The following is a 22,792-nucleotide window of genomic DNA, read 5'->3' as shown; positions in this document are numbered from 1 at the left end:
GGCATTATAAGGGTTTGTGCTCGACGAAAAGTATTTATTATGTTTGAGCAATTGTTCAAATATGGTAAAAAAGGCACCGGTCTGCGAGGGCGGGAAGACGGGAGAGTACATAGAGGACGTCATCTCATCCCTCCCGTCAGACGAGAGCATCGTTGAGCTCGCCGAGTTCCTCGAGGCCTTTGCCGATTCCACGAGAATCAAGATCCTGCTTGCCCTGTCAAGGCACGAGCTCTGCACGTGTGATCTTTCAGCAATAACTGGCATCTCCGTCTCGGCAGTCTCTCACCAGCTCAGGGTTCTCAGGGACAAGAAGCTGGTGAAGTACAGGAGGGAGGGCAGGAACGTGTACTACAGCCTCGACGATGAGCACGTGGCGGACATCCTCAGGACAGCGATCGAGCATGTGAGCGAGGTGAGGAAATGAGGAAGTACCGCCTCAAGAACCTCGACTGTGCGAGCTGTGCTGTGAAGATAGAGGAGGAGCTGAAGAAGCAGGACGGCGTGAGGTTTGCGATGGTGAACTTCGCCACATCAGAGCTGATTGTCGACGCAGAGAACAAGGAGAAGGTGGTTGAGGCAGTTAAGAGGGTTGAGCCGGATGTGGATGTGGAGGAGGTATGGGACGATCACGATCATGAGGGTGCGAATGCGAGAGAGATCGTGCCGATCCTGATATCCGGTTTGCTCTTTGTCGCTGGCCTGCTCCTTGGAGAGTCCCTCCACTCAACTCCCGTCCTTGAGTATGGGCTCTTCCTGACCGCATACCTCGTGGCCGGGTGGAGGGTGCTCAGGAAGGCTGCCGGCAATCTGGCAAGGGGGAAGGTGTTCGACGAGAACTTCCTGATGACCATCGCGACCTTAGGTGCGATAGCGATACACGAGATGCCCGAAGCTGTGGGTGTTATGCTCTTCTTCAGGGTCGGAGAGTTCTTTCAGGATCTGGCCGTCGGAAGGTCGAGGAGATCCATCAAGGCTCTGCTGGAGATAAAGCCCACCTACGCGAACCTCAAGGTGAACGGGGAGGTTGTGAGGGTCAGACCGGAGGATGTAAGCGTTGGAGACGTCATAGTCGTGAAGCCCGGTGAGAGGATCCCTCTGGACGGTGTGATCGTCAAGGGCTCGACGGTCGTTGACGCCTCGGCTTTAACGGGAGAGTCCGTGCCAAGGAGCGTTGAGGAGGGCAGCGAGGTTCTGTCGGGAATGGTGAACTTAAGCGGGCTGATAGAGGTCAGGGTGACGAGGCCCTTCAGGGACTCAGCGGTCTCGAAGATTCTCCAGCTCGTGGAGGAGGCATCCGGCAGGAAGGCCAAGGCTGAGAGGTTCATCACGAGGTTCGCCCGCTACTACACTCCTGCTGTAATCGCTCTCGCCGGTATGGTGGCAGTACTGCCGCCGGTTCTCACGGGCTCGCCGTTCGAGCCCTGGATCTACCGTGCCCTTGTTCTGCTTGTCATCTCGTGCCCGTGTGCGCTCGTCCTCTCAGTCCCCCTGAGCTACTTCGCCTCAATCGGGCGTTCCGCGAGGGAGGAGGTGCTGATCAAGGGTGCAAACTTCGTTGACGTCTTGAACTCAACGGAGATCGTGGCGTTCGACAAGACAGGAACCCTGACAAAGGGAAAGTTCAGCGTCTCAAAGATCGTGCCAAAGAACGGGTTCAGCGAGGACGAGGTTCTGATGCTTGCCGCTGTTGCTGAGGTTAACTCCAACCACCCGATCGCGAGGTCAATTGTGGAGGCGCTTGGGGAGAGAATGGAGGCCATGGAACCGGAGAGCTACAGGGAGATCTCGGGGAGGGGTGTCATCGCCAAGGTTGACGGGAAGGAGATTGTGGTGGGCAACGACGCGCTCATGCACGAGCTCGGAATAGAGCACGACTCGTGCGACGTTGGTGGTACTGCTGTCCACGTGGGCGTGGATGGGAGATATGCGGGCTACATAGTCGTTGAGGACGAGGTCAAGGAGGATGCGGAGAGGGCTGTGAGGGAGCTGAAGGAGCTCGGCTGCAGGGTCGTCATGGTTACCGGAGACAGCGAGGAGGTGGCGAGAAGGGTTGCGGAGAGGCTCGGGATTGACGAGTATCACGCGGAACTCCTACCCGAGGGGAAGGTTTCGGTCGTCGAGGGGCTGAAGAAGAATGGCAAAGTCGCATTTGCCGGAGATGGGATAAACGACGCTCCTGTAATAGCGGCAGCAGACGTTGGAATTGCTATGGGCGGACTTGGCAGCGACGCGAGCATAGACGTTGCCGATGTGGTGATAATGGACGACATGCCCTCGAAGGTTCCGCGCTCGATAGCGTTCGCCAGAAGAACCCAGAGGATCGTCTGGCAGAACATAGGGTTTGCACTCGCAGTCAAGGGGTTCTTCATAGCCCTCGGGTCTGTCGGAATTGCGACGATGTGGGAGGCGGTCATCGCGGATGTTGGGGTTACTCTCATCGCCGTTCTCAACGCCATGAGGCTTCTGAGGTGAACGCTTTCTACTTCTCCACAGTTAACCACGTTAATTTTATAAAGTGACAGCTGTTGTAATGAACATGCCTTACAGGTTCAATTTCACAGAGTTCAAGAAAAAAAAGCTCGAGGAGAGGGACGAGGCCTACGACTACTACTGCAAGTGCGATTTTGAGGGAGAGATGGAGCTGTATACCGAAGGCGAGCTGAAGGATCACTCACACTTTCTGAAAATTCTCGGCAACCCGCTCAGGCTTCAGATTCTGAAGATACTCTCCCATGCCGAGTTCTGCGTCTGTGCGATTTCCGAGATCCTCGGGCAGCAGCAGACCCTCGTAAGCCACCACCTCAGCAAGCTCAAGTCTGCAGGAATAGTTGAGGAGAGGCAGGAGGGGAAGTACAGGATATACTCGATCAGGGACAAAAGAGTAAAACAGATTCTCGCAACTCTTGTTGATGGAAGCTGATCACTTTTTCTGCTCCAAGTGCAGGAGGCTGAAGAGCAGGTGCATCTGCTCGAGGAAGAGCGTAAGGCAGAGGAACCTTGAGCTTTTTGAGGAGAGGTGCAGGGATGAGGAGCTCAGACCTCTGTTCGAGATAGACCACGAGGTCGTCTTCTTCCTGAGGAACAGGTATGGTGGGGGAGATTTAGCCGAAATTCCATCCGAAATCCCTGAGCCCCTCAAGAGGGCTTTGGCTGAGAGGGGCATCGAGAGGCTGTACGGCTTTCAGAGGGAGGCCATTCTCCAGATATTGAGCGGGAAGGATGTGGTCATCGTCGCTCCGACGGGTGCGGGGAAAACAGAGGCCTTTCTGATTCCAGCCATCCAGATCCTTCAGAATGGTGGAAAGGGGGCGATAGTGTACCCGACAAAGGCCCTCGCGAGGGATCAGCTGGAAAAGATCAGGTTCTACGCGAGCAGAGCCGGAATCAGGGTTGCGAAGTTTGACGGGGACTCGGACTTCAGGGAAAGGAGGGAGGTGCTCTCCGGAAGGGCAGACCTGATCCTCACCAACCCCGACATGCTCGACTACCACCTGCGAAACACGCCGGAGTTCAGAGAGTTCGTTGAGCATCTCAGGGTCATGGTTTTTGACGAGCTCCACAGCTACTCGGGACTGCTCGGCACCAACATCTACTGGCTCATGAGAAGGATTGAAAGGTTCTCCAGCCCACAAATAGTCGCGTGCTCTGCCACAATAGCAAACCCCGGCGAGTTTGCCGGGCAGCTATTCGAGAGAGAGTTTAGGGTCGTCAGCTACGGCGAATCCTTGGGAGAGAGGAACGTGGTCATGGTTTACGGAAACCTCTACTCTGCGATTAGAGACCTCGTGATGAGGCTTAAGGACAGGAAGGTGCTTGTGTTCGGGAACAGCTACAGGACTGTCGAAACGCTCGCGTGGATTCTTGAGAGAGAGGGTGTGAGGGTAGGGGTGCACAAAGCCGGCCTGCCGAGGAGTGTGAGGGAGAGGGTTGAGAGGGACTTCAGGGAGGGGAGGCTGAGGGTCCTCGTATCCACGTCAACCCTCGAGCTCGGGATAGACATAGGTGATGTGGACGTCGTGATAAGCGAGCTCGTCCCCTACCCATACTTCGTCCAGAGGATGGGGAGATCTGGAAGGAGGAAGGGGAAGAGCGTCGGCGTTGTGGTGATGAGGGATGAGGACTCGATAGCGAACTACTACAGGAGGCACCCCGAGGAGTACTTCAGCGAGAGGCTCTACTGCTACGTGGAGAGGGACAATGAGGTTGTTAAGAGGCACCACATACTTTCGATGGCAAGGGAGATGCCGATAGTCAAGGGCGAGATTGAGGATGAGGAGGTCGAGAGGCTTGCGGAGGAGGGGAGCCTCATTGACGCGGGGGACTTCTACATAGCCGGCGATATTCAGACGAGGTTCAGCATGAGGGGCATAGGTGGGAGGGTCAGGATGATCCATCAGGACAGGGTTATCGGGGAGCGCAGCCTGCCTGTTGCAGTGAAAGAGCTTCACCCCGGTGCCATCGTCATCCACAACCGCAGGAAGTACAGGGTCAAGAACCTCGACCTTGATGAGATGGTGGCTCACCTCGAGGAGGTGGGTGGGGAGGAGTTCACGACCCCCCTCTACACGGCCATTCCATCAATCAGGAGGGTGATCGAGCGGAAAAGCAGCCCGGTGGAGATGGCGTACTGCGACATGGACATAACGATCTTCGTGACGGGTTATGTGGTGAGAAATCCGTTTGACGAGAAGTTCAGGAAGGTGAACTATCTCGACAGGCCGGTAAGCTACACCTTCAGGACGAAGGGCTTCGTGCTCGCCAGCCCGTTTCCGGACGAGGGTGATGGGGAGGAATACTACGCGGGCTCGTTTCACGCCCTCGAGCACGTCATAATCGAGGCGAGCGATGGCATAACAGGCGGGGGGAGCATGCACATGGGGGGCATATCCACGCCCGACGGCTACATATTCGTCTACGACTCAACAGAGGGAGGAAACGGGTTGAGCAGACTCCTCTTCGGCAGGATAGAGAGGGCCGTGGAGATTGCCCTCGACGTCATGGAGAACTGCGAGTGTGGTAGGGAGGACGGGTGCCCCAAGTGCACGTACAGCTACCAGTGCGGCAACAACAACCAGCCTCTGAACAGGACTGGCGCGATTGACGTTGCGAGAAAGACTCTTTCGAGAAGGGTCAGGAAGGCGGAGCTGTCAGCCTTCGAGGAAACGAGGGACTTCGTCTACTACCCGTAAAAAGAAATTGAAAGAAGGGTTTATGCCTCGACCTCTTCTGAACCGAAGGCCGACTCGTAAACGAGCTCTATCACGTCCATCACTGACATCCTGTCGTCCAGCTTCTCCATCTTCACTCCGTCCTCGAGCATAATCATGCAGAACGGGCATGCAACAGCCAGAACATCTGCTCCAGTCTCCCCAGCCTCTCTCGCCCTGATGTTGTTTGGCCTGTCCTCTCCGGGGTACTCCCTGACCAGATTTCCTCCACCGCCACCGCAGCAGAAGGCCCTCTCCCTGTTCCTCGGCATCTCCACGAGCTCAAGTCCCGGAATTGCCCTGAGTATCTCCCTCGGTAGCTCGTACATGCCGTTGTACCTCCCGAGGTAGCACGGGTCATGAAACGTGACCTTCCTGTTCACGGGGTTCTTCAGCTTGAGCCTCCCGTCCTTAATTGCTTCGTAGATTATCTCGAGGATGAACTTCGCCTCTATCTCCTTGTACTCGTTCTTGAACGTGTTGTAGCAGTGCGGCGAGGTGGCGAAGACTTTCTCAACCCCGTACTTTTCGAATGTTGCAACGTTCTCCTCCTTGAGAACCTGGAACAGGCCCTCTTCTCCGACCCTCCTGACATCGTTTCCGCAGCAGCCCTCCTCCCTGCCGAGTATCGCGTAGCTCACGCCGATCTCGTTGAGGATCCTGACGAGCTTCTTCGCGACCTCCTTGTTCCTGTTGTCGAACGCGTGGCCACAGCCAACCCACCAGAGCCACTCGAACTCCGAATCCTTCGCCCTCGGCACATCAACGTCCTTGGCCCACGCATCCCTCTTGTACTTCGCCTCGCCCCACGGGTTCTTCTGCTTCTGCACGTTGGTCAGAAAGTCCCTGATGTCCGGCGGCGCTTCTCCGCTCTCGACTATGCCCCTCCTCATCTCTCCGATTATCTCCATCTGCTCAACGTAAACAGGGCACATCTCCATGCACGCCCTGCAGGTTGTGCACGCCCAGACAGCCTCCATGTCGAGAACTGTGTCGAGGAGCAGCACGTCCTCGCTCTTTGGCCTTCCGAGCATGTCGAAATTCTCGTCCAAGGTCTTCCTGATGTTCTGCATGAGGTACATTGGCGAAAGGGTTGTGCCCGAGTTTGCTGCTGGACACATGTCTTGGCACCTTCCGCACCTCATGCACGCGAGGCTCGAGAGCATGTCCCTCCACTGCAGATCCTTTGGCTCAATCACCCCCATGTACTCCTCATCCTCAACGCTCCTCGCAGCAGCCCCTCTCTCGCTCCTCGTGAGTATGTTGAGCGGCGCTGCAATAACGTGCGCGAGCTTCGTGTAGGGTATCAGGGCAATGAACATGAGCGCGAGCAGCGAGTGCAGGCTCCAGAGCGTTCTGTAGGCTGCGAGGTCAAAGGGGAGCAGCTTGGATATTGCCTCGCCTATTATGGCGGTGTAGGCGGGCATGCCGCTTGCGAGCCTGAAACCCTCAACCAGAAATCCGAGCACGGTGATGGTCAGCAGTAGCGCGAGAACTCCACCATCATCCTTGGCATACGGCCACGGCTTCGAGAACCTGCTCGGCTTCGCGACATACCTGTTGAGAACCGCCATTATCAGACCGATGAGCAGTGCCAGACCGGCGAGATCCATCAGCGCCTCGTGGATCAGGTAGAACGTGCCCCTGAAGAACGAGGAGTTTATGTCTGCGGCAATCGTCAGAATGAGCGTACCTATTGTGAGGACTATGAAGCCCCAAAGAATGAGCACGTGCATTACTCCCATCTGCGCCTCTCTCAGGTAGAGCCTCACGAAGAGTATTCCGTCCCTGATCAGGTACCACATCCTTTTTCCGAAGTTGTCGAACCTGTCCTCGTCGTTTCTGCCCGTCTTCAGTATCCTGTACCACCTGTACGCCCCTATCAGGAAGATTATCGTCGCTATCAGGAACAGTCCGTAATGGAGGTAGTAAGGCAGTGATTTCCCAATTCCCCACAGCAATTCCCTCGTTGGAGTCGCCAAAGCAATCACCTCCAGCAAATTGACTAAACCGGAAATTTACTGAAAGGTGATTCAACAAATATTAATAATTTTCTCTTTAAATTGGCCAAAAAGCCCGGAAAAGGGAAATTTTTTAAAAACGGAGAAATTTGTAAGGATTTTTAATAAAAAATCACTCCTCGACAAGAACGGCGTTAATTATGCCCTCCTGCCCGGGGCGGTTGGTAACGATCGCCTTCCCAAGAGAGGTCTCGATGACAGCGCCCTTGGTTATCACGTTCCTTCTGGCGAAGTGGATGTGAGCCTTGTTCTCAACGACCGTCTTTATCTCAGCCCTGACGACCTTCTTCTGTGAGGGTATGTACACGTTGGCGTACTGATCCCTGAAGAGCCTTATCTTGTAGTTTCCGCCCCTGACCCTGATCTTCTTTATCTTCCTCTCTCCGATGAGCGTCTCGATGTACTCCCTGCCGAGCTCATACTTCCTCTTCTTCCTGAATCTCCTGTAGAGCTTTCCGGTGTACTTCCTCTTACTCCTTCCCTGCCAGATCACAGTGACACCTCCTGTTAGTCTGGAGAGTCCAGTCTATTTAAATAGTTTATGCCCTACACGTACTTTCTGACGAATATCTCCGGATACGCAAGCGGGGTTATGTGGTACTGCATCAGCACGCCTATCATGTCCCCTCTGAGTATTTCTCCGTCGAAGGGGGAGAGGATTACTGCCGAGTCAATCACCCTGTCCTCCTCGACGAAGCCCTGCCTCTCGAACTCGACGTCTATTGTTATCCCGTAGGCATGTCCCTTCCCGCTCATTGGCTGGATTATTGAGCCAGCGGGAACGTCTATCTTCTCTATCTCTATTTTCTCGGGCTTGTTGGTCTGAACCCTCTTCGTCTCCGCCGCGATTATGGGCTTCAGGTATCCAACGGAGCTCCTCCTGAAGACGAAGGGCCTGTGCTCGAACTCGACCCTCCTTATTCCCTCTCCGCTCCTCAGGACAACATTGCCCCTGCTCCTCTCGGTCAGGAACGGCGTTAGCCTCGCGACCATCTCCCCAACTCCAACAGCGTAGATGTTCAGCACACCTATGACATCTCCCTTCCTGACCTCTCCCTCCTCCGTTGGCATCAGCAGGGCGTGGGTGACGAGCTTCTTCTCCTCAATCTTCCTCGGCCTTCCCGGGGCGTATATGTCGAGGACCGTTCCAAATGGAGTGCGGTATCCGTAGAGGGGGACAGGAATAGTGTTTGGCGGAAGCTCTATGGCCCTTATCTTGACAAGCCTCGCATCTCCGGGGATGAGCTTCACGTCCTCGTCGGCAACCATCATCCTCCACTCTCCGAGGTTCCAGCGGGAGTACCACGTCTCCTTAACCCTCACTTTCTCCCTGACTATCTCATCCCCCTCCCTGAAAACGACGTTACCCTCAACATCCTCAAGCCTCGGCTTCACGTCAGGAGCCCTTATGAACTCCTGCTCATCCGGACTTCCGACGTTTATCGGGTAGACCTTTATCACGCCGATTATGTCCCCCCTCTCCACGAATCCGTCGTCAATCGAGTAGAAGAGGACGTGCGTCACCTCTCTCGTCTCCTCAACTTTCTTGATCTCCGAGGGAACTATGTCGAGGGTCGTTCCGAGAGCGTGCCTCATGATTGAGAGCGGGGCGATTGTGCTTTTCGGAGGGAGGTGCAGCTTTCTGACCCTTATGATTTCCAGAGTGTTTTTCCTGACCTCCACACTTTCATCGGCTATGAGCACTTTCCAGTAAGCCTGACCGGCGCTCTTGAAAATCGCGTTCTTGAATGACAGCTCCCCTCTTTCCGGAATCTTTTTGTCAATGTCTCTGAAGTAGGCAATTCCGCATCGCATGATGTATTCATAACAATTAAATGTTATAAATTTTTCTGGCTTTTGACGGCATCTTTTAAATAGCCATGCTCAGAAGATTCTGGTGGCGATGATGAAAGGGCCCCGCTGAAAGCGATGATGAGGGTCTTGAGTGCTGAGCCATCTTAAATGCTTAATAGTTATGAAAAAGCTTTATATTGACAGTAACACAGTAAATACCATGGACAAAAGCGGCAAAATAAAGCTCCTTATCGGCGTATCGCTGATTGCGTTTTCCATACTCGTTATAGTGTCTTTCAACCAAGGCATAAGCCCCTATCTCACGGTAACCCAGGTGATGGAAAAGGGATACGCTGAAAACGTTCAGGTCAACGGCACGATAGTTCCCAACTCGACCGTGTATTTCTTTGAGAACAACACGAGGGTGTTCAAGCTCACCGACGGTAAAAACACGATCGTCGTCAAGTACACGGGCGCGGTCTCAAACTATCAGGAGGGGATTCCTGCTGTTGTTAAGGGCGATTACAGGGACGGTGTGTTTTACGCCGAAGAGCTTTTGCTCAAGTGTCCGAGCAAGTACCAGGTGGGTGAGAACAAAGAGGTGAGCTGATGGACATCGGCTACCTGCTCGCAGTTCTCGCCTTCGTTGCCAGCGTGTACTCTGCCTACAGCTTTTACGGTTCCATCACCTCGAAGGGAAAGCGAGCGAGAAGGCTCGCGCTGAACGGTGAGAGGACGGTTTACGCGTACACAGTCCTCGTCGCGCTGGCCTACCTCCTCCTCACCTACTACTTCATCGTCAGGGACTTCAACGTCAAGTACGTCTACAGCTACTCAGACACACACCTGAACCTCGCCTATACGATAAGCGCCGTCTGGGCCGGCAGGGAAGGTTCCCTCCTCCTCTGGATCCTCTTCCTCTCGATACTCAACGTCCTCTTTCTGAAGGTCGAAAAAAAGGACAGGCTCTCCGCCATGACGCTCGCGATCTCAAGCGGAGTCGCCTCGTTTTTCCTCCTTGTTCTCCTGACGTTTTCAAACCCCTTTTACAGGTGGGAGTACTTCCCGCATGAGGGTTACGGGCTCAACCCGCTGCTGAGAACTCCTGAGATGGCCCTGCACCCGCCCACGGTCTTTCTCGGTTATGCTGGAGCAACTCTTCCATTCGCCCTCGCCATCGCCTCCGCGTACCTGAAGTCTGAGGGGTGGCACCTGAGGGCGAGGCTCTGGGCGCTGATTTCATGGCTTTTCCTGACGATCGGAATCTTCCTCGGGGCGTGGTGGGCATACAAAACCCTCGGGTGGGGTGGGTTCTGGGCGTGGGATCCCGTGGAGAACGCCTCGCTTCTCCCGTGGCTCACGGTCACTGGGCTGCTCCACGGCATAATGAGGCAGCGCCAGTTCTCGAGGTGGAACTACTGGCTCGCCTACGTCTCGTTTGCGCTCGTCGTCCTCGCAACTTTCATAACGAGGAGCGGCGTGATAGAGAGCGTCCACGCGTTCGGTGAGAACCCGGAGGGGTGGCTGTACCTGATCCTGATCGCCGCTGCCGGGCTGCTCGCTCTCTACGTGTACTCGAAGCGCAAGGACTTCTTCAGCGAGGAGGGTTACGAGCTGCTGAGCAGGGACTTCGCGGTCTTCCTGAACATCCTCCTGCTGATCCTCTCAACCGTGACCGTCCTCATTGGGACGCTCACCCCATCGGTGTTCGAGGGAGTGTCGATTGACAGGGCGTACTATGACAGGGTGGAAACGCCGCTCGCGGCAATTCTCACGCTTCTTCTCGGCATCTGCATATCGCTGGGCTGGGTCTACAGTCCGGAGAGGACAAAGAGGATTCTGATCGTCGCAACTCCTGTTGGCCTTGCATCTCTTGCCGCAACGTATCTTGTCCTCGGAATGCCTCTCGTCGCACTCGCCGCTGGAATTGCCGCGTTCTCCATAACCAGCCACCTGATGACGTTCAAGCCTGCAGACGCAAGAAATCCGAGAAAGCTTGGAGGCTACCTCGTGCACATCGGGGTGCTCCTGATCTCTGTTGGTGTTGCAGGCTCGTGGATGTACGACGAGGTGTACCAGAACGTCCATCTCGGCATACACGACGAGAGCGCCGTCATACACTCAAAGCACTTTGGAGACATAAGGCTCGAGCTCGTCTCACTCGACCAGGTGTCAACACCGGAGAGCGTGGACATCGTTGCCAGGATAGACATCTACGAGAACGGGGTTTACAAGGGCACGGTAACCCCGACGACGAAGTTCTACAACCTGATGCGTGAGGACAGGGTAGTGAACGGTGTTGACATACTCAGCACGCCCTTTAAGGACTACTACGTTGCCATGAGCGGGTTCTCGCAGAACCAGATATTCCTCGAGGTGCACCTCATTCCGCTGATCTTCCTTGTGTGGATCGGATCTGCGATGATGATCGTCGGAGGCTTTGTTTCCGCTGCAGTGAGGATGAGGAATAATTAGAAATTTTCTATACCATTTTACATGCTATTTTTCGCCAAAAAGTATTTTAACGCGGCATTTTAACCACCAAGCATGAAGCCTGATGGCTTGCTTATGATTCCGGGCCCGGTAAAGCTGCACGAGAGGATAATAAACGCGATGGCCAAGCAGATGATAGGCCACAGGAGCAAGGACTTCGAGGAGGTTTTTGAGTACTGCATAAACGCAATAAAGCCACTCTTCGGCACTCACGGAGATGTCGCGATCATCTCTGGCAGCGGTACAGCCGGGATGGAGGCCGCCATAGCTTCATTCTCCAAAGTGAGGAGGATCACCTGCATAGACAACGGGAAGTTCGGCGAGAGGTTTGCAAAGATAGCAAGGAGGTACACTGAGGTAGATCACCTGAGGTTCGAGTGGGGGGAGAGCGTAGATCTGGAGAGGGTCGAGCAGTCCCTCGCCAATGGGAGCGAGGCGGTTGCATTCGTCCACAACGAGACCTCCACGGGCATACTCAATCCAGCTGAGGAGATCTCGAGAATAGCGAAGAAGTACGACGCACTCGTCATAATGGACGGAATCACAAGCGTTGGTGGAGATGAGGTTAGGATGGACGACTGGGGCGTGGATGTGGCCGTGGTGGGGTCGCAGAAATGCCTCGGAGCTCCTCCCGGACTCGCGGCTGTAGCGGTTAACGACAGGGCGTGGGACTTCTACAACGAGAACGTGCCGTTCTATCTCGACCTGAAGGCCTACGTGAAGAAGGCGAAGGACAACCAGACCCCGTACACTCCAGCCGTCCCGCTCTTCCTCGCCTTGGCAGAGGCTCTCAGGATAATCGAGGAGGAGGGGCTTGAGAACAGGATCGCGAGGCACAGAAAGCTCGCAAACGCCACGAGGAAGTGGGCAGAAGAGGCTGGATTGGAGCTGTTCCCGAAGCTGAATGAGCACTCGCGGTACTCCAACACCGTCACGGCCATAAGGATGCCTGAAGGGGTGAGTGACAAGGAGCTCAGGGGTACGCTCAGGGAGGAGTACGGGATAACGATCTCCGGAGGTCAGGAGCACCTTAAGGGCAAGATCTTCAGGATAGGGCACATGGGCAACGTCAACAAGAGAGATCTCCTCGCAACCCTCGCCGCGGTTGAGGAGATCCTCCTCAGGAAAGGTGCCGTAAAACCCGCAATTCACGCGGCCATGGAGGCTCTGAGATGAAGATCGGCATCGTGGACACAACCTTCTCGAGGATAAACATGGGTGCGATAGCCATAGACGAACTCAGGAACTACGCGGGAGTGAAGTATGTAAGGAGAACAGTCCCGGGAATAAAGGACTTGCCGGTGGAGGCGAAGAGGCTCATAGAGGAGGAGGAGTGCGACATAGTCATAACCCTCGGATGGGTCGGGAAGGCTGAGAAGGACGCGCTGAGCTACATCGCCCTCTCGGTTGGGAAGATAATCGCCGAGCTGATGACGAACAAACACATAATCGACGTCACCATCCACGAGGATGAGGCGGAGGATGAGAAGACGTTACTCATGGTCGCCGAGAACAGGGTCAGAGAGCACGTGAGAAACGCTGTAGACCTGATCAGGAATCCTGAGAGGCTCGTGAAGCAGGCGGGAACCGGGCAGAGGCAGGGTTACGAGGACGTTGGCCCCATACAGAGGTAGCCCAACCTTTTTCTATTTTCAAGCCACAGCATTTTTGTGGAGTGCATCATCTGCTCCGGCCCGAGGCCCTCAAGGACAATTCCAGTCTGCCAGAGGTGTGCCAAGACGAGCGGCTGGGTGGCGAAAGAGATCCACGAGGGCCTTGACGCGATTGGAGGAAACAAGTGCAGCCTCTGCTCCAACAGGTGCGGGACGGATGAGGGGCTGTGCGGTGTTAGGGGAAGGGTGAGCCCAGAAACTGCCCGCTGCCAACAAACTGCTGCAACTCCTGGTTCTGCAACGGCTCGAGGCTTGAGGGCTACAACCTCGCGGTCTTCTACTACGGCTGCAACTTCGACTGCCTGTACTGCCAGAACTGGGAGCACAAGCACGTTGAGAGAGCTCCAGCCGTGAAACTTGAGGACGCGGTTAAGGCGGCGCTGGACCCGAGAGTCAGGTGTATATGCCACTTTGGCGGGTCTCCTGAGCCCCAGATGCCCTTCGCGCTGAGGTTCAGCGAGGAGGTTCTGGAGAGGAAGCCCGACACAATGATCTGCTGGGAGTGGAACGGAGACGGCAGCAGGAGGCTGGCCATGAGGGCGGGAGAGATCAGCAGCCTGAGCAAAGGCACAGTGAAGTTCGACCTGAAGGCGTGGAGCGAAGACCTGCACCTCATTCTCACAGGATGGAGCAACAGGAACGTTCTGAAGAACTTCGAGGCTCTGGCCGAAAGGTACCCTGAGGTGATCTCGGCAACCACCCTCCTCGTACCCTACTACGTTGATGCGGAGGAGGTGGAGGGCATAGCGAAACTCATCGCCAGCATAAACGACGAGATCCCCTACTCGCTACTCGTCTTCCATCCTGACTACAGGCTCTCAGACCTTCCTGTGACGCTGAGGGAGCAGGTCCTCGAGTGCCTGAGGGCTGCGAAAAGGCACCTGAAGAACGTTCACCTGGGCAACAGGCACCTTCTGGGGTGGTAGGGTGGAGAAATTTTTGAGGGCCCTCGAGGTGCTTTGTGAGAGGTTAGGAGGTAAAGGGATCAGGTGGGTCGTTGGCGGTAGCCTGAGCCTCGCCCTGCAGGGTGTTGATGTCCAGCCGGAAGACATTGATCTGATAACCGACGAAGAGGGCGCGTACAGAATTCAGGAGATCCTGAGCGATTTTCTGGTCAAACCTGTGAGATATAGCTCGATCGGAGCGTTTTCCTCCCACTACAGTATTTTCGAGGTTGAGGGTGTGAGGGTCGAGGTGATGGGTGGCCTGAGAGTGCATGCGAAGGGCAGGGCTGTGGATCTCACGGAAAGGCTTGACAGGCCAGTTTACGTCAAAATCGGTGACCTTACAGTCCCACTCTCAAGGCTCGATGACCATCTTGAGTCATACAGGCTGCTCGACAGACCAAAGGATAGGGAAAAGATCCAGAAAATTCTCGAGCAACTGAAAAATCAGTCCCTGAAGTAAACCGTAGCGGTTTGGGGAGTTTTACCCTTCTTCAGATAGTGGTAGTCCGCGTACGTAAGAGGCTCTCCCCCGCCAAGCACCTCCGCCTCGACAACCTCTCCGACGAACAGCGTGTGGCTTCTGACATCCATCCTGTCCACAACCCTCGCCTCGATGTAAGCTATCGCATGCTCCCTCACAACCGGAGCACCGCTCTTTCCCCAGAAGAAGTCCACTCCATCGAACTTGTCGAGGTCCCTCCCGCTCCTGAACCCGAACCTGCCTATGAACGCCATGGGCGTCTGCTTCTCGAGAACCGAGACTGAGAACACTCCCGATTTTGAGACATACTCGTGCGTGAGGTTCTGCTTGTTAAGACAGGCTGCAACCATGACCGGGTCTGAGGTTACCTGAAAGACCGTGTTGGCGATCTGGCCGTTCGGCCTGCCATCGAGGTGGCTTGAAACAACGTAGAGGCCGTAGCTTATCCTGTACAGGGCCTCGGGGTTCATGAGAATAAAAGGGAAAGGAGGTATAAAAATGGTGCCTCAGTACGGCAGGGAGTCTATGAACCTCAGCCTCTTCGGGATTGGCGGGTGTGTGGACATGAACTCCTGCAGCGGGGATACCTCCATCCTCTTGAGCGCCTCGATGTCCCTCATCGAAACGTACGGGTTCGCCACCGCATTAACGAACGCGTAGATGAAGAGGGTCTTGAAGCTGCTGTCCTGTATGTCCGCATACGCCCTCGGAGCCCTGAAGTAGAACGCGTGGATCTTGGCGAGTGAGCTCTGCATCGGGAGCTTTCCTGCAACCCTCACGCCTTCTGTGTCCGCGTAGTACTCCCTCAGCCTGCTGAACGCGAGCACGAGTATCTGAACGACGAAGCTTGCTATCACTGCTGCGATCCCGATTATGGCCAGCTGCTTTCCGTTCCTGTCATCCCTGAGGGCGGAGTGAACCATCGCGTAGCCAAGGTAGAAAATCACCGACGGCAGCAAACCGAGGAGGAGCATCACCGCAGAGTCTCTGTGTCTGTGGTGGCCGATCTCGTGGCCAACGACTGCAAGAAGCTCGTCCCTCGACAGCATGCTCACGAGAGAGTCCGAGACCGCGACGAATTTTCCGGTCAGGAAGTTTCCGTAGGCAAAGGCGTTGGGCGGTGAGTGGACGAGCATGGCCTTGAACCTTCTCCTCTCACCAAGCCTCATTGCCGCCTCATCGACGATGGCCTGAAGCTCCGGACTGTGCTTTGCACCGTACATCATGTTGATGATGTACGGGGAGGCGAGGTACATCAGGAAGTTTATGATCACGAGGAACGCGATGAGTCCTGTAAAGCCTGCAGAGATGCCAGCGTAAACCAGAATCACGTAGAGTATTGTCGCGCTTATGCTGAGTATCAGCAGGGCGAGCAGGAGCATCGAGGTGTACAGGGAAAACCTCCCTGCGACCCTGCCCGCTACCTTCGGCGCTATGAAGCCTGCGAGCAGGAACATTACCATGTATCCCGCCACGGCCAGCACCATGTATATCGGATCCAGTATCAGGAACATGTTTACATCTAATGTCGAATGGGTTTAAAATCATTATCCCACAGAATTTCGGATTTTGCAGCCCTTTAGCAGCATTTTTAAGTTTGGCTGAGAAATGGTGGGTGTGAAGGTTGGCGGGATAGATGTGGGGCTGAAGCGATCGGTCTCAGCCCTGATTTCCGGCAGGAGTGTGAGGGTTTTTCACGACCCTTACCGGCTGATAGATGAGGGTGTTGAGGCGGTGGGAATCGACTCTCCCCTCTCTTTTCCCGAGAATGGCCCCTTCAGGGAGTGCGAGAGGAAGCTGATTGAGATGGGCATCAGGCTCTTCCCGTCTGGTGCAGGGTTCTTCAGGAAGGTTGCTCTGAAAGGCATGGAGCTTGCAAAAGCCTTTGAGAGCGCGGGTGTGGAGGTCTACGAGGTGTACCCGTACGCCACGAGGGTCATACTGAACTTAGCCCCTCACGCAAACAAAAGGAGGAGAGAGGGTTTGGAGGAAATAAAAAGAGAACTGGAAAGGTATGTTGATGCTATGCTGCTAAGGGATCACGATGAGGTGGATGCTGCGATATCCGCCCTGACCGTCCTGCTCTACAGGAGCGGTCACGGGACTGTTGTTGATGGCACTGACGGAGCAATAGTGGTGCCAAAAAATGTGGATTAAATCTCGAAGTTCAGGGTGTTAAGTTCCTGAGTTATCTTCTCGAGCTCCTGAATCTGGTTTATCTCCGAGATGAGGTCCTTGAACGTGTCGTTTATCCCTGTGCTCGCGCTCTCAGTTCCGCTCTGCGTTCCGGTCGTGTGGGTGGGGGTGGTTTCGGGAGTAGTCTCTGTCGTAACCTTCACCGCCTCCTTCTGAGTGCACCCGAACAGCGCCACCGCAGCCAGAACCAGCATCACGATCGCAATCTTCCTCATTCACACCACCCCCATCACGACTCGCTGGCCGTGCTGTTCTCGCTCAGGTACCTCATCCTCTCGGCGTACTCCTTGAAGACGTCCCTGAGCTCGTCCATGGTGTCCTTGAACTTGTCAATGGCCTCGTGATATGCATCCTTGCCCTCCTCATACTCCTCCTTCGCAACGCTGTAGGTGTTGGCGTTTATCGCGTTCTCAAAGTGCTGAAGGGCCTCGGTTATCTTCCCCTTCGCCTCGGCCAGACCGCTCAGGTACTCGTGGTATGCCTCCTCTATCTCGCTCGTGTCCACGCCGAGCTCCTTGAGCGCCGCTATTTTGTCCTCGATCATCCACGTCCTGTTCTCTGCCTTCTCGATGACCTCCTCGAACTTAAGTGCGACCACCTTGGACGTCACAGCGTTTATCTTGATCCTTATCAGCTGCCACTCCTCTCTGAACTCCTTCACGTTCTCCCTGAGCTCCTCCGGAGTTGTGGAGTTGTTTATAACCGCCTTCCACTCCTCCAGCGTCACCTTCAGCGCGTCGATGTCCCCGAGAATCTCCGCAGTCCTGTCGTCGCTGAGGTTCATCGCGATAACCCTGTTCTCCAGAGAGTCGAGGTGGGCTATGGCGAACCCGATTCCGTTCACAACGAAGCCCCTGGCGTAGTTGAAGACCTCAGGATCGTCGAGCCCCCTGTGCTTGAGCTGCTCGTACTTCTCCCTCTCCTCCATGTACTTCTCCTTGTACCTCTCCTTCATCTCCCTGATGTGCTCGTTCCTCTCCTTTATCCTCTCTCTGTACTCCTTTATCTCCTCAAGCCTCTCCTTCCACCTCTCCTGCAGCTCCTTTCTCTTCTCAGCGAACTCCTTGCCGTGGGCGTACATCATCATGGACGTGTTGTTCATGCTCTCATTGCCCATCATCACCGGTGAGTGTCCGCGCTCCCTCTCCTCGAAAGCCGCTGTCAGTGCTGGAGTTATTGCCAGCAGCAACACAACCCCGAATACCACATACCACTTCATCTCACATCACCACTCGAATCCTCGACCCCGGAAAATATATCGATTCTTTCAACACCGCACGTGAAAAACGGCCGAGATCGTTTACGATTCTTTAAAAAGGTTTATCTGTCTTTAAATCCAACGTTTCCCCAGAACGGATGCAAATTTGAGGAAATTAGTCGGTATCGTCTCTCTTTGGCCTGAACTTCCCACCGAACCCCTTGCCTATGAAGTAGATCTCGGAGCTCCTCTTTCTCGAAGCGGGGGGAGAGTGAAGCTTCTTGAACCTGAAGTGCTTTTTGAACTCAGAGTAAAGTCTGGGTGTCTCCTGCCCCTGAAACATCTTAACGACGAAGCTCCCTCCGGGCTTCAGGAACTCCCTCGCCATGCTGAACGCGGCCTCCACAAGCTCGACGGAGCGGTAGTGGTCTATGTCCCAGTGACCCGTGATCTTTGGCGATGCATCGCATATAACGACGTCGAACTTCTCCCTGACACCTCTGATCATCTCCCTCGTCTCCTTCGAGGTTATGTCACCCTGAATGAACACCACGCCGTCTATAGGCTTCATTGGAGCTAAGTCCACAGCAACAACGCTTGCCCCAAGCTCTACTGCAACCTGACTCCACCCTCCGGGCGACGCGCCAAGATCGAGAACCCAGTAGCCCTTCCTGATTATCCCGAACTTCCTGTCCATCTGCAGCAGCTTGTAGGCCGCCCTGCTCCTGTAGCCCTCCTTCTTTGCCTTCCAGTAGTAGTGATCCTGCCTGTCCTCAACCCTTCTCGGCTTCATAGACAATCACGTGCACCTTCCTTCTCCTCGGGCCGTCAAGCTCGACGAACAGTATCCTCTGCCACGTCCCGAGAAGCAGCCTTCCGTCCTCTACAGGTATGATGACCGAATTCCCAAGCAGGCTCGCCTTGATGTGTGCATCCGCGTTGCTGTCAATCATGTCATGCCTGTACCCCGCCCTGTAGGGCACGAGGTTTGAGAGGTGGGCGATGATGTCCTCCATCAGCCCAGCCTCGGCCTCGTTTATTATCAGGCCTGTTGTGGTGTGGGTGGAGTAAACCACCGCAATTCCGCTCTTCCCCCTAACAGCCTCCCTGATCCTCTCGGTTATGTCAACAACCTCCTCCCTCTTCCTCGTCTCTACCTCTATCACGACCATGGCTACGGCACCCTGACCAGAACCTCTCTCCTCTCCTCATCAAGCCTGAAGTTGCCGAACTCGATTATCTCCGCATCTCTCCTTCCAAGGATTTTAATCTTTCTGCCCTCGAGGTCAACATCCAGAAGCTTGCCCGGGGAGAGGTATTTCCCTCCCCTCCTCAGCCCCAGTATGAGGCCGGTAAGCTCGTCGGGATTTACAACGTTGACCTCAGCCACCCCGAAATACTCCCTGAGGAACCTGATCGCCTCCACCCCGGCATCAAAGCTTCTCGAGTAGATCGTCAGGAAGTCGAACCCCCTCTCCGCGTAGAGCACCTCCCCGAAGCTCTCCAGAACATCGTCGCTCACAGGAGTGCCGGAGAACATGGTCGTGTTCCTGAGCCTTACTCTATCCACATCCACCTCCACCTCCTCCAGACCCCTGAACCACTCCTCGTACCTCCTCCCCCTGATGGCCACCCTCATCTCCCTGTCCCTCTTCTTGACCACAAAGCTGTCAAGCCTCGCGGTTTCGTAGTCTGAGAGATAGTCAGGCACGTCTCCAAAGCACGCAATCACGTCCGGCTCGAATATCTCGATCTTCGCGAGCTTGTACTCCCTCGCCCTCCTGCCCCTAATCCACCCGGTCGTGTCCACCACAGCCCTGTCTACAGCGAGCTTAGCGAGGTGGCTGAACCCCCTGAGGCACCGGGACTCGAAGCCGGATGGTGAGATCACTCCCACAAAAGCCACATCAACGATTTTGAGCTGTGAGAGGGAGAAAACATTGCCTCTTGCCTCTCCAAGACCCATTGCCCCGGGATGTGCGACATCGCTCTGCCCGACATCCGCATCTATCGCCCGCCCGATTTCCGTGGAGTTCAGCAGGTAGACACAGAAGCTGCTCTTACCGCTGTCGGTGTCTCCGAACGTGAACACCCTCTCATATCCTCTCTCGGCGAACCTCTTCCAGCTCTCCGGAGTTGTGTCTCCGTTCACGAGTATGTATGTCCCCTCGACCTGAACTTCAGCATCGTTCTGAAAAAAGAAGGGGTAGACCTTTCCCTCAGGCACCTCGGCCTCTCTCACACTGGCCCCGAACACTTTAGCAGGCTCGCTGCTCCTGAGTTTTCCCGGGCCTATGAGGAGGAGGGTCGTGTTACCCTCGACTCTCATTTCCGGTCTCGACCGGCTGGATTATCACAGCCCTCATCTCGGGCTTCGCCGTGAGGATCTTGGTGAAGTTGGTGTCATGCATGAAGGCGATGTTGAGCGTGTCATACCTCGTGACGTTGTAGTACTGGGTCACGTTCTCAGCTTCTACGAAGAACACGTTCTGGAGGAAGTTTATGGCCACGACCTTGTCATATCCCCCACTGCTGTTCACCACTATTCCCTCAAAGTAGAAGTCGGCCACCATCCCTCCGGTTCCGTTCATCCTTATGCTCTGGTTGGCAGCCTCTCCGAAAAGCACTATCGCGAAGTCGTACTGCATGTCCGGCAGCCTGTCAATGTACTGGGCGTAGCTGCTGTTCTCCTTCCTTTCTCCGGAGATGAGGTCGATGTAGTTCATCACAGCATCGAGGGTTCCAACGGCAACGGGGTTCGTGTTCTCCGTGAACCCGTACCCCCTCTTCACCTTTATCGTCACTCCGTTGTACTCCTGCTTGGTGTCGTAGCTGAAGAAGACCTTTGAGCTGCCCACATCGAACAGGTACATGTAAGGGCTGTACCCGAGGGCCGTCTGGGGATAGAGGACGTAATACATCGAGCTGAGGCTTGTAAACCTCAGGTAAGCGAATAGCGGATCCGTGGCAAGACTCCTCCAGTAGGCGTCTATCAGGTTCACCATGTTCTGGTCGGTGGTGTTGAAGTTCAGGTAGTAAACCTGAAGGGCACCCGTCAGAAGCTTCAGGGTCTCCTTAAACCCGCCGGTGTCATACGCAACCTCTCTCGTTGGAGTCGTGTAAGTTCCCTTCAGCGCATACACAAGAACGGAGCCGAGCATGATCAGTGCGAGAATGAACGCGAGAATCTTCGCTGACTTCTTTTCGAGAGGTTTTGCCATGCAATCCCATCGACAGGGGGTTTTTAAAATTTTGTCCCCTCTGAATGGGTCAGGCTTGAACCAATGAAAAACTTTTAATTCATTCCAACTGTCTGCTCTCAAAGGTGGTTTGATTGAAGAAAATACTCGTTGTTGATGATGAGACGGCAATCAGGGAGATTGTCAACCTCATGCTGTCTGGAAGGTACAAGATTATAACCGCCAAGGATGGAAGAGAAGCTGTGGAGAAGTTCAAGATTTTCAAGCCGGATTTCGTCATAATGGACGTGATGATGCCCGTCATGAACGGGATCGAGGCGATAAGGATAATGAAGTCGATAAACCCGGACGTGAAGATAATCGCCCTGACAGCCTACGCCGAAAAGAAGGAGGCAGAGCTCAGGGAGGCCGGGGTTGTGGAGGTTATAAGCAAGCCCTTCAGGAGAAAAGACCTCGTTGGGGCGATTCAGAAGCACCTGTGAGCTAACCCTTCGTTATTATCTCGGGATCTATCTCGACAACCTTCAGTTCCGGCACATCTCCTGCCATCACCATTATGTCGTCCTTCACGACGAGGATTCCGTCCACGTAACTCCTCTTCTCCCTCCAGAACTCCTCGACCACCTCTTCAACCTCTCTCCTTCCGAAGTCCTCCTTTATCTCGTTCCCGAGTGCGGTTGCGCACGCATCGGCTATGGCGGGGTCGTCCGAGAAGACTGTGGCAGCATCAGCGAAGCCGAAGCTTATCGATGGGCCTATCTTCCCGCTGGACGTGCATATTGCCTTCAGCTTCCCGTCTCCCTCGACCTCGAACCCTATGGTTCGCTTTTTTCCGGCATACACTCCGACGGTGAGCGGCTCGTCCACCCTCATCACTATGTCCCCACCGTTGTCTATCACCATGAACTCTGACTCGGAGAACTCAACGCCGTACCATGCAACCGTGGCCGCGACGGCAGCCATCGGCCCGACGTTGGCTACTCGTGCCGCTCTGCACATTCTTGAGATCACATCCCTGTCGTCACACTCTATCGGCTCGAGGGCGGTTAAAAAAAGGGGGTTCAGGGCTATGTACTCTTCAATCCTCTCCCTCGCGTAGAGCATTCCCTTAACCGCTCTCCTGTAGTCCTCTTCGCTTCTCGCAAGGACTGTGGTTATCGTCTGCTTGTACTGGAACCTGAACCTTCTGTAGCTCACTCTGGAAGGCTCAGAGCGTTTACCGGACATACTCCTATGCAGATTCTGCACCTCACGCACTTCGACGAGTCGGCCTGAACCTTCTCATCCTCATCCTTGTAGAACACTCCAACGGGGCATACGCTCAGACACGCGCCGCAGTGAACGCAGCTCTCGCTCTTCTCAATCCCCCTGTCGAGGATCCTCACTCCAACCCCGTGCTCCTTTAACCTCTCGACGATCCTCTCCGCCACGTCATCCGCGATCTCCACTACTATCCTTCCCTCTCTCGGCCCCACGCTCGCCTCGATGATGTTCATCGTAACTCCCTCATCTATCGCGACCCTCGTGAGTATTGGCTCTCTGACGACCTTGGAGTCGTAAACAAGCTCAACCATCATCTTCA

General features: G+C 55.0%; 25 protein-coding genes. 12 read left to right on the top strand and 13 right to left on the bottom strand.

Translation table 11 applies throughout. From position 1 onward, the window contains the following. The first annotated feature begins 61 nt into the window (after positions 1 to 61). The 4 genes from GAH_RS09815 (at position 62) to GAH_RS09800 (ending at position 5,189) form a co-directional block, all read left to right on the top strand. Positions 62 to 424, top strand: coding sequence for an ArsR/SmtB family transcription factor (locus GAH_RS09815; RefSeq protein ID WP_048096460.1), 363 nt, complete (start codon positions 62 to 64; stop codon positions 422 to 424). Continuing rightward, positions 421 to 2,472: a heavy metal translocating P-type ATPase gene (locus GAH_RS09810; RefSeq protein WP_048096457.1), complete on the top strand. Its 2,052-nt coding sequence runs from the start codon at positions 421 to 423 to the stop codon at positions 2,470 to 2,472. The genes GAH_RS09815 and GAH_RS09810 overlap by 4 nt, the downstream gene beginning before the upstream one ends. Positions 2,473 to 2,536: 64 nt before the next feature. Continuing rightward, positions 2,537 to 2,920, top strand: coding sequence for an ArsR/SmtB family transcription factor (locus GAH_RS09805; RefSeq protein ID WP_052747846.1), 384 nt, complete (start codon positions 2,537 to 2,539; stop codon positions 2,918 to 2,920). Further along, positions 2,910 to 5,189, top strand: a complete 2,280-nt coding sequence (locus GAH_RS09800; RefSeq protein ID WP_048096455.1) for a DEAD/DEAH box helicase — start codon at positions 2,910 to 2,912, stop codon at positions 5,187 to 5,189. The genes GAH_RS09805 and GAH_RS09800 overlap by 11 nt, the downstream gene beginning before the upstream one ends. A gap of 20 nt (positions 5,190 to 5,209) precedes the next feature. Here GAH_RS09800 and GAH_RS09795 read toward each other — a convergent pair whose 3' ends face one another. The 3 genes from GAH_RS09795 to GAH_RS09785 form a co-directional block, all read right to left on the bottom strand. After that, complete coding sequence (locus GAH_RS09795) at positions 5,210 to 7,189, bottom strand: heterodisulfide reductase-related iron-sulfur binding cluster (RefSeq protein WP_048096454.1); 1,980 nt, start codon at positions 7,187 to 7,189, stop codon at positions 5,210 to 5,212. A gap of 151 nt (positions 7,190 to 7,340) precedes the next feature. Continuing rightward, a complete protein-coding gene (locus GAH_RS09790) occupies positions 7,341 to 7,721 on the bottom strand; it encodes a 30S ribosomal protein S8e (protein WP_048096453.1) in 381 nt (126 codons plus the stop codon). A gap of 53 nt (positions 7,722 to 7,774) precedes the next feature. Further along, on the bottom strand, positions 7,775 to 9,043 hold the full coding sequence (locus GAH_RS09785) for a DUF22 domain-containing protein (RefSeq protein ID WP_048096452.1): 1,269 nt from the start codon (positions 9,041 to 9,043) through the stop codon (positions 7,775 to 7,777). 199 nt (positions 9,044 to 9,242) lie between these two features. Here GAH_RS09785 and GAH_RS09780 point away from each other — a divergent pair, with 199 nt between their 5' ends. The 6 genes from GAH_RS09780 to GAH_RS10480 all read left to right on the top strand — a co-directional run bounded on the left by GAH_RS09780 (position 9,243) and on the right by GAH_RS10480 (position 14,595). Next, positions 9,243 to 9,632: a cytochrome c maturation protein CcmE gene (locus tag GAH_RS09780; RefSeq protein ID WP_048096451.1), complete on the top strand. Its 390-nt coding sequence runs from the start codon at positions 9,243 to 9,245 to the stop codon at positions 9,630 to 9,632. Then, positions 9,632 to 11,497, top strand: a complete 1,866-nt coding sequence (locus tag GAH_RS09775; protein WP_048096449.1) for a heme lyase CcmF/NrfE family subunit — start codon at positions 9,632 to 9,634, stop codon at positions 11,495 to 11,497. Before GAH_RS09780 ends, GAH_RS09775 begins: the two co-directional genes overlap by 1 nt. Before the next feature lie 72 nt (positions 11,498 to 11,569). Beyond that, entirely contained in the window at positions 11,570 to 12,691 is a 1,122-nt protein-coding gene (locus GAH_RS09770; protein WP_048096448.1) for a pyridoxal-phosphate-dependent aminotransferase family protein, read from the top strand. Continuing rightward, the gene (ribC, locus tag GAH_RS09765) at positions 12,688 to 13,149 is read left to right on the top strand and encodes a riboflavin synthase (RefSeq protein ID WP_048096446.1); all 462 of its coding nucleotides are present in this window, start codon (positions 12,688 to 12,690) and stop codon (positions 13,147 to 13,149) included. The genes GAH_RS09770 and ribC overlap by 4 nt, the downstream gene beginning before the upstream one ends. 245 nt (positions 13,150 to 13,394) lie before the next feature. After that, the gene (locus GAH_RS09760) at positions 13,395 to 14,114 is read left to right on the top strand and encodes a radical SAM protein (protein ID WP_342667808.1); all 720 of its coding nucleotides are present in this window, start codon (positions 13,395 to 13,397) and stop codon (positions 14,112 to 14,114) included. 1 nt (position 14,115) lies between these two features. Then, entirely contained in the window at positions 14,116 to 14,595 is a 480-nt protein-coding gene (locus GAH_RS10480) for a nucleotidyltransferase domain-containing protein (protein WP_156967457.1), read from the top strand. On the opposite strand, the gene GAH_RS09750 is transcribed toward GAH_RS10480, so the two are convergent. Both GAH_RS09750 and GAH_RS09745 read right to left on the bottom strand, forming a co-directional pair. Continuing rightward, entirely contained in the window at positions 14,580 to 15,086 is a 507-nt protein-coding gene (locus GAH_RS09750) for a flavin reductase family protein (protein WP_048096445.1), read from the bottom strand. The two genes, GAH_RS10480 and GAH_RS09750, sit on opposite strands and share 16 nt — an antisense overlap. 36 nt (positions 15,087 to 15,122) lie before the next feature. Next, complete coding sequence (locus tag GAH_RS09745) at positions 15,123 to 16,130, bottom strand: zinc metalloprotease HtpX (RefSeq protein ID WP_048096444.1); 1,008 nt, start codon at positions 16,128 to 16,130, stop codon at positions 15,123 to 15,125. A 103-nt stretch (positions 16,131 to 16,233) separates the two neighbouring features. Here GAH_RS09745 and GAH_RS09740 point away from each other — a divergent pair, with 103 nt between their 5' ends. After that, positions 16,234 to 16,773, top strand: coding sequence for a DUF429 domain-containing protein (locus GAH_RS09740; RefSeq protein ID WP_245604023.1), 540 nt, complete (start codon positions 16,234 to 16,236; stop codon positions 16,771 to 16,773). Here the strand turns inward: GAH_RS09740 and GAH_RS09735 are convergent. From GAH_RS09735 to GAH_RS09710, 6 genes are all read right to left on the bottom strand, one after another. Beyond that, positions 16,770 to 17,027, bottom strand: coding sequence for a hypothetical protein (locus GAH_RS09735; RefSeq protein ID WP_048096442.1), 258 nt, complete (start codon positions 17,025 to 17,027; stop codon positions 16,770 to 16,772). The two genes, GAH_RS09740 and GAH_RS09735, sit on opposite strands and share 4 nt — an antisense overlap. Positions 17,028 to 17,041: 14 nt before the next feature. Then, entirely contained in the window at positions 17,042 to 18,031 is a 990-nt protein-coding gene (locus GAH_RS09730; RefSeq protein WP_048096441.1) for a coiled-coil domain-containing protein, read from the bottom strand. Between the two features lie 154 nt (positions 18,032 to 18,185). Further along, complete coding sequence (locus tag GAH_RS09725) at positions 18,186 to 18,803, bottom strand: RlmE family RNA methyltransferase (RefSeq protein WP_048096440.1); 618 nt, start codon at positions 18,801 to 18,803, stop codon at positions 18,186 to 18,188. Beyond that, positions 18,784 to 19,182 (bottom strand): secondary thiamine-phosphate synthase enzyme YjbQ, encoded by a 399-nt coding sequence (locus GAH_RS09720; protein WP_048096438.1) that lies wholly within the window; start codon positions 19,180 to 19,182, stop codon positions 18,784 to 18,786. The genes GAH_RS09725 and GAH_RS09720 overlap by 20 nt, the downstream gene beginning before the upstream one ends. A 2-nt stretch (positions 19,183 to 19,184) precedes the next feature. Further along, positions 19,185 to 20,339, bottom strand: coding sequence for a Clp1/GlmU family protein (locus GAH_RS09715; RefSeq protein ID WP_048096437.1), 1,155 nt, complete (start codon positions 20,337 to 20,339; stop codon positions 19,185 to 19,187). Next, on the bottom strand, positions 20,323 to 21,231 hold the full coding sequence (locus tag GAH_RS09710) for a hypothetical protein (RefSeq protein WP_048096435.1): 909 nt from the start codon (positions 21,229 to 21,231) through the stop codon (positions 20,323 to 20,325). The genes GAH_RS09715 and GAH_RS09710 overlap by 17 nt, the downstream gene beginning before the upstream one ends. 113 nt (positions 21,232 to 21,344) lie before the next feature. Here GAH_RS09710 and GAH_RS09705 point away from each other — a divergent pair, with 113 nt between their 5' ends. Further along, on the top strand, positions 21,345 to 21,692 hold the full coding sequence (locus tag GAH_RS09705) for a response regulator (protein WP_048096434.1): 348 nt from the start codon (positions 21,345 to 21,347) through the stop codon (positions 21,690 to 21,692). 1 nt (position 21,693) lies between these two features. Here GAH_RS09705 and GAH_RS09700 read toward each other — a convergent pair whose 3' ends face one another. Together GAH_RS09700 and GAH_RS09695 are read right to left on the bottom strand one after the other, a co-directional pair. Beyond that, positions 21,694 to 22,407: a UPF0280 family protein gene (locus tag GAH_RS09700; RefSeq protein ID WP_245604022.1), complete on the bottom strand. Its 714-nt coding sequence runs from the start codon at positions 22,405 to 22,407 to the stop codon at positions 21,694 to 21,696. Beyond that, positions 22,404 to 22,787, bottom strand: coding sequence for a 4Fe-4S binding protein (locus GAH_RS09695; protein WP_048096886.1), 384 nt, complete (start codon positions 22,785 to 22,787; stop codon positions 22,404 to 22,406). Before GAH_RS09695 ends, GAH_RS09700 begins: the two co-directional genes overlap by 4 nt. Between the last annotated feature and the right edge of the window lie 5 nt (positions 22,788 to 22,792).

This window comes from Geoglobus ahangari (assembly GCF_001006045.1).
GTDB lineage: Archaea > Halobacteriota > Archaeoglobi > Archaeoglobales > Archaeoglobaceae > Geoglobus > Geoglobus ahangari.
The sequence above is the reverse complement of the archived record's forward strand: the minus strand, read 5'-3'. Positions and strand labels throughout refer to the sequence as shown.

Coding starts and splice junctions, on each gene's coding strand:
- GAH_RS09815 (WP_048096460.1), top strand. CDS start 62: ATGGTAAAAAAGGCACCGGTCTGCGAGGGCGGGAAGACGGGAGAGTAC.
- GAH_RS09810 (WP_048096457.1), top strand. CDS start 421: ATGAGGAAGTACCGCCTCAAGAACCTCGACTGTGCGAGCTGTGCTGTG.
- GAH_RS09805 (WP_052747846.1), top strand. CDS start 2,537: ATGCCTTACAGGTTCAATTTCACAGAGTTCAAGAAAAAAAAGCTCGAG.
- GAH_RS09800 (WP_048096455.1), top strand. CDS start 2,910: ATGGAAGCTGATCACTTTTTCTGCTCCAAGTGCAGGAGGCTGAAGAGC.
- GAH_RS09785 (WP_048096452.1), bottom strand. CDS start 9,043: ATGCGATGCGGAATTGCCTACTTCAGAGACATTGACAAAAAGATTCCG.
- GAH_RS09780 (WP_048096451.1), top strand. CDS start 9,243: ATGGACAAAAGCGGCAAAATAAAGCTCCTTATCGGCGTATCGCTGATT.
- GAH_RS09775 (WP_048096449.1), top strand. CDS start 9,632: ATGGACATCGGCTACCTGCTCGCAGTTCTCGCCTTCGTTGCCAGCGTG.
- GAH_RS09770 (WP_048096448.1), top strand. CDS start 11,570: ATGAAGCCTGATGGCTTGCTTATGATTCCGGGCCCGGTAAAGCTGCAC.
- ribC (WP_048096446.1), top strand. CDS start 12,688: ATGAAGATCGGCATCGTGGACACAACCTTCTCGAGGATAAACATGGGT.
- GAH_RS09750 (WP_048096445.1), bottom strand. CDS start 15,086: ATGAACCCCGAGGCCCTGTACAGGATAAGCTACGGCCTCTACGTTGTT.
- GAH_RS09745 (WP_048096444.1), bottom strand. CDS start 16,130: ATGTTCCTGATACTGGATCCGATATACATGGTGCTGGCCGTGGCGGGA.
- GAH_RS09735 (WP_048096442.1), bottom strand. CDS start 17,027: ATGAGGAAGATTGCGATCGTGATGCTGGTTCTGGCTGCGGTGGCGCTG.
- GAH_RS09730 (WP_048096441.1), bottom strand. CDS start 18,031: ATGAAGTGGTATGTGGTATTCGGGGTTGTGTTGCTGCTGGCAATAACT.
- GAH_RS09725 (WP_048096440.1), bottom strand. CDS start 18,803: ATGAAGCCGAGAAGGGTTGAGGACAGGCAGGATCACTACTACTGGAAG.
- GAH_RS09720 (WP_048096438.1), bottom strand. CDS start 19,182: ATGGTCGTGATAGAGGTAGAGACGAGGAAGAGGGAGGAGGTTGTTGAC.
- GAH_RS09715 (WP_048096437.1), bottom strand. CDS start 20,339: ATGAGAGTCGAGGGTAACACGACCCTCCTCCTCATAGGCCCGGGAAAA.
- GAH_RS09710 (WP_048096435.1), bottom strand. CDS start 21,231: ATGGCAAAACCTCTCGAAAAGAAGTCAGCGAAGATTCTCGCGTTCATT.
- GAH_RS09695 (WP_048096886.1), bottom strand. CDS start 22,787: ATGATGGTTGAGCTTGTTTACGACTCCAAGGTCGTCAGAGAGCCAATA.